Genomic DNA, 8963 nt, shown 5'->3' with positions numbered 1-8963 from the left:
CCCAGCCCCTGCAGCGGCGCCTGCGCCAGTGGCCGCCGCAGCCAGCACGAGCAAAGACAGCGGTTCTAGCTGGTGGCCTTTTGGTGGTGGCGACACGGCCAAAAAAGACGCCCCGGCTGATAAAGCACCCGTCGTTGCCAAGGTAGCCTCGGCGCCTGCCGCGCCAAGCACGTCGAAAAACTGGTGGTGGCCGTTTGGTGGTGATGACAAAGCCACCAAGGTCGCCCCGATTGGCGTGATCCCGATGCCGGATCCGAAAATCACCCAAGCCTGGCTGGACGAGTACGAGCCGCGCCTGCGTGTTGCCATCAAAGACTCTAACTTGCAGTTGGAGCGTCGCGAGAACTTGATCGTGATCGTCGCCGCCGCTGACAGCGCGTTCAAACCTACGCGTCCGGATTTGCTGATGCCGTCCATGCTCGGCCCGTTCACCCGTGTGGCCAAAGTGGTCGAAGGCGACCCTAAAACCGCTGTACTGGTACTCGGTCATGCCGACGCTTCGGGCACCATGGCAGCCAACACCCGCTTGAGCCTGGACCGCGCCAAATCGGTGGCCGCGATCTTCCGCATGAGCGGTCTGCAAGGTAACCGTCTGACCCTGCGTGGCATGGGCTCTGTCATGCCGCGTGCGGCGAACGACAGTAACGAAGGCCGTGCATTGAACCGCCGCGTAGAAATCATGATGACCCCGCAAGCCACCATGTTGGCGCTGGTCAGCAAATACAGCCAACCGGTACTGACCCCCGAAGAGCTGGTTGCCGCTCAACCGGCCGTAGCGCCTTCGACGCTGGCCAAGACTGATTCCGTGTCGGCTAGCAAGAAGGCAGCGCATGCCAAGAAAGCCGCACCGGCTAAAAAAGCTGCTCCGGCCAAAAAACCGGTAGTGGCCAAAGCCGCAGCGGACAAAAAAGTGGCTGCCAACGATCAGAACAAGAACTGATTGTTTTAGGGAAGGATTGCCCTCATGACCCAAGCGCTGGCCGATATGCGCCGCGATTACACCCGTGACGGGCTGGCCGAGGCGCAAGCCCCGGCCGAGCCTTTTGCGCTGTTTCATCAGTGGTTCAATGACGCGGTCAAGACCGAGCAACCGCCGGTTGAGGCCAATGCCATGACTCTGGCCACGGTGGACGCCGAAGGGCGTCCGCATTGCCGGGTGCTCTTGCTCAAAGGGCTGGATGAACAGGGTTTTACCTTTTTCACCAACTACACCAGCGCCAAGGGTGAGCAGTTGGCCGCGCGCCCTTTTGCCGCCATGACGTTCTTTTGGCCCACCCTGGAGCGACAAGTGCGCATCGAAGGCCAAGTGGTCAAGGTGACACCGCAGGAGTCCGACGCTTACTATCAGGTGCGCCCCTTGGGTAGCCGGATCGGGGCTTGGGCTTCACCGCAAAGCCAGGTGATTGCAAACCGTGAGGCGTTGACCACACTGCTGGCGGCCACTCAGGCACGTTTTAGTGACACGCAGCCGCATTGCCCGGAACACTGGGGCGGTTATCGTTTACTGCCACAGCGTATTGAGTTTTGGCAGGGGCGCCCGAGCCGCTTGCATGACCGGCTCAACTATCGCCGTGAGGGCGCTGCGTGGGTGCGTGAGCGTCTGGCTCCCTAAAACGTAATAAACAACGGTAGCGTGCAAGTCAAAACGGCTATTTCGCGCTACCCTTGTGGTTAATTTACAAGCGCCTGTCGCCCACGCTGTGTCTGTACAGGCGCTGAATAAAGACCACATTGTCTGCGCTGCGCGGTGACAGGCACCCGGTTGCAGAGTTTAATGAATCCCTGATCTTTTGGAGTTGATCCTATGCGTAAGACCGCACTGTTAGTTGCAGCTTTTTCGACCATGACAGTTCTGTTGAGCGGCTGTGCCTCGAACTTGACCGGTGACACCTATTCGCGTGATGAGGCGCGTCGCGTACAAACCGTACGTACCGGCACTATCGTTGCCCTGCGCCCTGTACAAATCGAAGGTACTAAAACCCCAATCGGCGCCGCCACAGGTGCTGTGATCGGCGGCGTTGGCGGCAGCGCCATCGGTGGCGGGCGTGGCAGCATCGTGACTGCAGTGATCGGCGCAGTAGCCGGTGGCCTGCTGGGTTCGGCTGCTGAGTCGGGCCTGACCAAAACCCAAGGTGTTGAAATCACCGTGCGTGAAGACGACGGCAGCACCCGTGCTTATGTTCAACAGGTTGAGCCGAACCAGGTATTCCGTACCGGCGAGCGCGTACGCATCATGACGGTTGACGGCACTAGTCGCGTAACCCAATAAGCGTTAGTAGCGCGCTTAAACAAAACCCCGGCCAGTGCGAACTGGCCGGGGTTTTTTATGCGCGGGTGCAGCCAGCCGGGTTGGCTCAGGACGAGCGTCTGAACGCCTGTTCGGCACCTGACAGCGATATGGCGATGCGATCCAGCAGCCTTTCGGCCGAATACTTGGGCGCGATACCGCACACCAGTACCACAGCCAACCCTAGCGCCAGTGCCGGGCGAGGTATTTTGCCGATGTTGGATTGGCTCAGCATGAGCAGAAAAATGAATGCGGCCACCGTCCCTACCAACGCGCCCGCAATGGCTTCTGACAAGGGGTGGATGGTCAGGGCGATGTAGTTGATGCTGAACCACCAGGTCAGTACCACCCCAACCCCAAAGGCCGGCCAGCGCAAACGTGGGTTAATTTGCTGGCACAACAAGCTCAGCATCACGGTGAATACCAGGCAGGTATTGGTCGCATGCCCGCTGAACACTGCAATGTCCAGGCTGTGCAAGCCAATCCCCCAGCCCTTGAACAGGATTTTGGTCACGCCCACGATGAAGTAGGCAGACAGCAGGACACCCAGCCACAACACCGCGATTTTTTTAGAGGCAGCAGCCCACAGCCAGGCTGCGATAACCAAGGCTGCGGGGAACATCACACTGATGCCCCCGTATTGCACAAATTGAAGTTTTGCGTCCACATTTCCCTCGTTGGGCGACAAAAAACCATCAGGGGCAACACCGGTTAACGGTGCTGCCCCTGTGAGAATCCCTGTTGATGTGAGTTACGCGTCTGCCTGTTTACGGCTGAAGATGGCGGTAACAGCGTAGCCGATCAGAGCCGCGAGGATTGAGCCGGTCAAGATCCCCATGCGGTCCATGCCGACGTACTCACTGCTGCCCGGCACAAACGCCAGTGAACCGACGAACAGGCTCATGGTGAAGCCGATACCACAGAGAATCGCCACCCCAAACACCTGTCCCCAGTTGGCACCTGCCGGCAATGCCGCCAGGCCTGCTTTGATAGCGATCCAGGTCAGACCAAACACACCCACGGTTTTGCCGATCAGCAAGCCAGCGGCAATGCCCAGCGGCACGTGGTGAGTGAAGCTGTGCAGATTGACACCGGCCAGCGATACGCCCGCGTTGGCGAAGGCAAACAGCGGCAGAATCCCGTAGGACACCCAGGGGTGCAGGGCGTGCTCAATCGTCAGCAACGGCGAAGTTTCGGCGTTTTTGGTACGCAGCGGGATGCAGAACGCCAGGGTTACGCCTGCCAACGTGGCATGCACGCCGCTTTTGAGCACGCAGACCCACAGGATTAGGCCGATGATCATGTACGGCGCGATCTTGATCACGCCCATGCGGTTCATCACGATCAGGGCAATAAGGCAGGCCGCTGCCAGCAGCAACGACACGCCGGAGAGTTCGCTGGAGTAGAACACCGCAATAACGATGATGGCCCCCAGATCGTCGATGATCGCCAAGGTCATCAGGAACAATTTGAGTGAAACCGGTACACGCTTGCCGAGCAAGGCCAATACGCCGAGGGCGAAGGCAATGTCGGTGGCCATGGGGATCGCCCAGCCATCGAGTGCATCGGGGTAGTCTTTGTTTAGGAACCAGTAAATCAGTGCCGGCACTACCATCCCGCCAATGGCCGCTGCGCCGGGCAGTACTACCTGCGAGGGTTTGGACAGGTGGCCTTCAAGCAGCTCGCGCTTGACCTCCAGACCAATCAGCAGAAAAAACAACGCCATCAGGCCGTCGTTGATCCACAGCAGCGAAGGTTTGGCGATTTGCAGGGCACCGATCTGCACGGCCACAGGCACATCAAGAAATGCCGTGTAGTAGTGCGAAAGCGGTGAGTTATTGATGATTAACGCCAGAGCCGCAGCTGCAATCAACAGCAGACCGCTGGCAGCTTCCATCTGAAAGAAACGAGTGAAAGTGCTACGCAGAGGCAAGGTGGCTCTCCAACGAATGGTTATTAGGTGCGACACCCTAACCTGTGCGGATAGTTGTTAAAACAAAAACTATATTCTTTTTTGTTATAAGCAACGTATTGATCCCGCACCGTCTACGAGACTATCAGCTATGTATCTAAATAAGTCGGGAAACAGCGAAATACGCTGTGGGAAAGGTCTTGCTGGAGCGAGGCAAACTCGCTCCAGCAGAGGAGATATTACGCCTCGATACCGAGGATATCGCGTGCCACTGCTTCAGCGATGCGGATGCCGTCAACACCGGCAGACATGATGCCGCCTGCATAGCCAGCGCCTTCACCGGCCGGGAACAGACCTTTGACGTTCAGGCTTTGCATCGACGCGTCGCGAGTGATGCGCAACGGCGACGAGGTGCGGGTTTCGATGCCGGTCAGAACCGCGTCGTGCATCGAGAAGCCGCGAATCTGTTTCTCGAATGCTGGCAGTGCTTCGCGGATCGCTTCAATGGCATAGGCGGGCAGGGCCAGGGCCAGATCACCCAGGGAAATCCCCGGCTTATAGGACGGCTCTACGCTGCCCAGCTCAGTGGACGGCTTGCCGGCAATGAAGTCGCCCACCAACTGCGCCGGGGCTTCGTAGTTGCTGCCACCCAGCACGTAGGCGTGGGCTTCGAGGCGCTCTTGCAGCTCGATACCGGCCAAAGGCCCGCCCGGGTAGTCTTCTGGCGTAATGCCGACAACGATGCCGGAGTTGGCGTTGCGCTCGTTACGTGAGTATTGGCTCATGCCGTTGGTGACGACGCGGCCTGGCTCGCTGGTCGCGGCCACGACGGTACCGCCAGGGCACATGCAGAAGCTGTACACCGACCGACCATTTTTGGCGTGGTGCACCAGTTTGTAGTCGGCGGCGCCGAGTTTAGGGTGACCGGCGTATTTGCCCAGACGTGCGCTGTCGATCAGCGATTGCGGGTGTTCAATACGGAAACCCACCGAGAACGGCTTGGCTTCCATGTACACGCCACGGCCGTGGAGCATGCGGAAGGTGTCGCGGGCGCTGTGGCCCAGGGCCATGATCACGTGACGGGCCTTCAATTGCTCGCCGTCAGCCAGCACCACGCCTGTCAGTTGGCCGTCTTCAATCAGCACGTCAGTCACGCGCTGTTGGAAACGTACTTCGCCACCCAACGCGATGATCTGCTGGCGCATGTTTTCAACCACGCCGGTCAAACGGAAGGTACCGATGTGCGGCTTGCTGACGTAGAGGATCTCTTCGGGAGCACCGGCTTTGACAAATTCGTGCAGCACTTTGCGGCCATGGTGTTTCGGGTCTTTGATCTGGCTGTAAAGCTTGCCGTCAGAGAATGTCCCGGCGCCGCCTTCACCGAACTGCACGTTGGACTCGGGGTTCAGGACATTTTTACGCCACAGGCCCCAGGTGTCTTTGGTGCGCTGGCGCACTTCGGTGCCGCGCTCAAGAATGATCGGCTTGAAGCCCATTTGGGCCAGCAGCAGACCGGCGAAAATCCCGCAGGGGCCAAAGCCCACCACAATCGGGCGATCGCTCAAATCCTGTGGTGCCTGACCAACCACTTTGTAGCTGACATCCGGTGCAGGGTTGACGTTACGGTCGTCAGCGAAGGTGTGCAGCAACGCCGCTTCATCCCGCACGCTCAGGTCGATGGTGTAGATGAAGCACAATTCGGAGGTTTTTTTACGCGCGTCGTAACTGCGCTTGAACAAGGTGAAATCGAGCAAGTCATCGCTGGCGATGCCCAGGCGCTGCACGATGGCAGTGCGCAGGTCTTCTTCGGGATGGTCGATTGGCAACTTGAGTTCGGTGATTCGTAACATGACGGTGTCCAGTGTCGGGGCCAGGTAAACCCCGGCAGCCTTATGCGAACCGGGGATTATAGGCGGCTTCGAACCGTTGGGTCAGGTTAAAACAGCAATCTGTGGTTACAGTTGTCGGTTAGTCGTTACGCGCGCCACCAAAATAGCCGCAACCGCGTTGAACCTGGCCATTGACCCGCAGTTCAGCCGCCAGGTGTTGCACGCTGCCGTTGACGCTGTCGGTGCAACGCTGCGGAGCGACCCAGAGTTCAATGCGCTGATTATTGGCCTCTGTGGACAGTGAGAAGCGGCTATCACCGATCTGCTCTTCAACGTAAGGCAGCGCCAGATCTTGTTGGCCTTCGCGTTTGAGGATCAGACCTTTACCGCCTGCTTGTACTTCCCAGGCAGGCCCGTTGCCGTTGGCGTGCACTGTTTGTTGCTTGAAGTTGGGGTCTTGGCAGGCAGCGCTGCTGCGCTCAAGGCGATACACCTGTTGCAGCTTGATCTCGCCTTGCTCACCCGCGGTTTTGGCGCTGACGAAGCTGCCGCGAATATCGGCGAACAGCTTGCCTGGTTTGACTGGCATGTCGGTTGCATCCTGGACCAGTGTGGTGCTGGCGCCATCACTGACCACATAGCGCTGTTGGCCAACGCAGGGTTGGAAAACCAGTTGGCCGTTTTCTGACACCAGTTCGCCCTGAAGGCGAGTCAGGCCGGCGTTGCTATCAACGGGTTTGCTGTTCAGCAACTGACAACCGGCAAAGACGGGCAACAGGGCGACTAAAACTAAGGAACGGGCAGCGCGCATCATTCGGACTCCTGACTAATGCCGTCACGTTACTTAGGCTCGCCGTGCATCACAAGCCCGTCCCCTCAAATCTGACAATGTGCTTTAGCCCACCTGATAGGTCTGTCCGGTGTGCAGGCCTTCGACACTTTTGGCGTAAGCCAGCGCCACATCGGCGGCTGCTACCGGCTTGAAGCCACGGAAGTAGGGCGCGTATTTGTCCATCGCCTCTGCCAGCACCGTAGGGCTGACGGAGTTCACCCGCAGCCCTCGAGGCAGTTCAATCGCAGCTGCCCGGACAAAGCCGTCGAGCGCAGCGTTGACCAATGCCGCCGAACTGCCGGTGCGAATCGGCTCGCGGTTGATCACCCCGCTGGTGAACGTGAATGACGCATTGTCGTTGGCGTACTCGCGGCCGATCAGCAGCAGGTTGACCTGGCCCATCAGCTTGTCCTGCAAACCCAGGGCGAAATCTTTTTCGGTCATGTCGGCCAACGGCACGAAGTTGACATTACCTGCGGCGCAGACCAGCGCGTCGAAGCGTCCGGTTTGTTCGAACAAGGCGCGAATGGAGGCGCTGTCGCTGATGTCGACCTGAAAATCGCCGCTATTGCGGCCAATACGCACGATTTCATGGCGCGCCGACAACTCGCGATCTATAGCAGAACCTATGGTGCCGTTAGCGCCGATCAGCAGGATTTTCATCGGGTGTTCCTTGAGTGAGGAGGTGTTGGCTCAGTCTAGTAGTGGATTTTGGTGGCGATAAGCGCACTAATAGGCAACCTTTGGTTTTCATATGGAAACAATCCATGAGCGAGATGGATGATCTGGCGGCGTTTGCAGTGTTGGTCAATGCGGGGAGTTTTACCTTGGCCGCTCAGCAGTTGGGCTGCAGCAAAGGGCAGTTATCCAAACGCATCAGCCAGTTGGAGGCCCAGTTCTCGGTCGTGCTGCTGCATCGCACCACGCGGCGTTTGAGCCTTACGGCGGCGGGGGCTGCGTTATTACCCCAGGCCCAGGCACTGGTGCTGCAGGTTGAACGGGCGCATCAGGCGCTGGCGCGGCTTAAGGACGACATGGCGGGCCCGGTGCGGTTGACGGTGCCGGTGTCGCTGGGTGAAACCTTTTTTGACGCGTTGTTGCTGGAATTTTCCCGCGACTATCCCTTGGTCCAGATCGAGCTGGAGTTGAGCAACAGCTACCGCGACCTGGCCCGAGAAGGGTTTGATTTGGCGATTCGCTCGCAAGTGGGTAGCCATGAGCGGCTGGTGGCCAAATCGGTGCTGAGTTGGCACGAAATGACCTGCGCCAGCCCGGCGTACCTTGAGCAGTACGGCGAGCCGGCCACTCCTGCGCAATTGGCCGAACATCGTTGTTTGCTTAACAGCCATTACAGCGGCCGCGAAGAATGGCAGTACCACCAGCAGCATGAACTGTATCGTGTTCGGGTTTCGGGGCCTTTTGCCAGTAATCACTACAGCTTGCTGAAAAAAGCAGCGGTGATAGGCGCCGGTATTGCGCGGTTGCCGTCTTACATGCTCCACGCCGAATTGGCTGACGGGCGATTACGCGGGGTACTGCTCAATTATCAGACCCGCAGCAACCCAATGTACCTGGTGCATCCCTACGAAGGTGGATTGCCCAAGCGCACGCAAGTTTTGGCGGATTACCTGGTGCAGTGGTTTCAGCGTAGCGTGCTGCAGCCAACTCCCCCGTAGCAGTTGCCGAGTTTTACGAGGCTACGTCCGATTGCGAAGCGATCGTAAATGCTCAATGCAAGGTTGAGCTGACACACCGCAGAGCATGGTTTTGCGACTGCTGCGCAGCCGAACGTAGCCTCGCGGTGCTCGTCAACGACTACAGGGGTGGTGTGATCTTGTAGTCGCTGACGAGGCACGAGGCTGCGATGCGAGCCGTAGGGCCGCCACGATTTGCAGCCAACTCCCCCGTAGCAGTTGCCGAGTTTTACGAGGCTACGTCCGATTGCGAAGCGATCGTAAATGCTCAATGCAAGGTTGAGCTGACACACCGCAGAGCATGGTTTTGCGACTGCTGCGCAGCCGAACGTAGCCTCGCGGTGCTCGTCAACGACTACAGGGGTGGTGTGATCTTGTAGTCGCTGACGAGGCACGAGGCTGCGATGCG

Annotated in this window: 9 protein-coding genes; 4 read left to right on the top strand and 5 right to left on the bottom strand. The window is 58.6% G+C overall.

The window, feature by feature from the left end:
• The 3 genes from GHO41_RS27615 to GHO41_RS27605 form a co-directional block, all read left to right on the top strand.
• The coding region (locus GHO41_RS27615; protein WP_153435189.1) for an OmpA family protein at positions 1-940 on the top strand (940 nt) is incomplete at its 5' end.
• Positions 941-964: 24 nt separating this feature from the next.
• The gene (gene pdxH, locus GHO41_RS27610) at positions 965-1612 is read left to right on the top strand and encodes a pyridoxamine 5'-phosphate oxidase (RefSeq protein WP_153435188.1); all 648 of its coding nucleotides are present in this window, start codon (positions 965-967) and stop codon (positions 1610-1612) included.
• Positions 1613-1804: 192 nt separating this feature from the next.
• Positions 1805-2269 carry a glycine zipper 2TM domain-containing protein gene (locus GHO41_RS27605; protein WP_048386517.1) on the top strand — a complete coding sequence of 155 codons (465 nt, stop codon included), beginning with the start codon at positions 1805-1807 and terminating at the stop codon, positions 2267-2269.
• An 85-nt stretch (positions 2270-2354) separates the two neighbouring features.
• Here GHO41_RS27605 and GHO41_RS27600 read toward each other — a convergent pair whose 3' ends face one another.
• The 5 genes from GHO41_RS27600 to GHO41_RS27580 all read right to left on the bottom strand — a co-directional run bounded on the left by GHO41_RS27600 (position 2355) and on the right by GHO41_RS27580 (position 7523).
• Positions 2355-2954 carry a phosphatase PAP2 family protein gene (locus GHO41_RS27600; RefSeq protein WP_371929057.1) on the bottom strand — a complete coding sequence of 200 codons (600 nt, stop codon included), beginning with the start codon at positions 2952-2954 and terminating at the stop codon, positions 2355-2357.
• A gap of 84 nt (positions 2955-3038) precedes the next feature.
• Positions 3039-4220: a Na+/H+ antiporter NhaA gene (gene nhaA / locus GHO41_RS27595; RefSeq protein ID WP_048386524.1), complete on the bottom strand. Its 1182-nt coding sequence runs from the start codon at positions 4218-4220 to the stop codon at positions 3039-3041.
• 218 nt (positions 4221-4438) lie between these two features.
• Positions 4439-6049 (bottom strand): NAD(P)/FAD-dependent oxidoreductase, encoded by a 1611-nt coding sequence (locus GHO41_RS27590; RefSeq protein WP_153330688.1) that lies wholly within the window; start codon positions 6047-6049, stop codon positions 4439-4441.
• Positions 6050-6167: 118 nt separating this feature from the next.
• Positions 6168-6839 carry a COG3650 family protein gene (locus GHO41_RS27585; protein WP_178126599.1) on the bottom strand — a complete coding sequence of 224 codons (672 nt, stop codon included), beginning with the start codon at positions 6837-6839 and terminating at the stop codon, positions 6168-6170.
• Between the two features lie 84 nt (positions 6840-6923).
• The gene (locus GHO41_RS27580; RefSeq protein WP_048369458.1) at positions 6924-7523 is read right to left on the bottom strand and encodes a short chain dehydrogenase; all 600 of its coding nucleotides are present in this window, start codon (positions 7521-7523) and stop codon (positions 6924-6926) included.
• A 104-nt stretch (positions 7524-7627) separates the two neighbouring features.
• Between GHO41_RS27580 and GHO41_RS27575 the strand changes: the two genes are divergently transcribed.
• Positions 7628-8536, top strand: coding sequence for a LysR family transcriptional regulator (locus GHO41_RS27575; RefSeq protein ID WP_153435186.1), 909 nt, complete (start codon positions 7628-7630; stop codon positions 8534-8536).
• Positions 8537-8963 lie beyond the last annotated feature (427 nt).

Origin of the sequence: Pseudomonas sp. FSL R10-0399 (assembly GCF_009600165.1) — a bacterium.
GTDB classification, from domain to species: Bacteria; Pseudomonadota; Gammaproteobacteria; order Pseudomonadales; family Pseudomonadaceae; genus Aquipseudomonas; species Aquipseudomonas helleri.
This window is presented reverse-complemented; position numbering and strand designations above follow the sequence as displayed.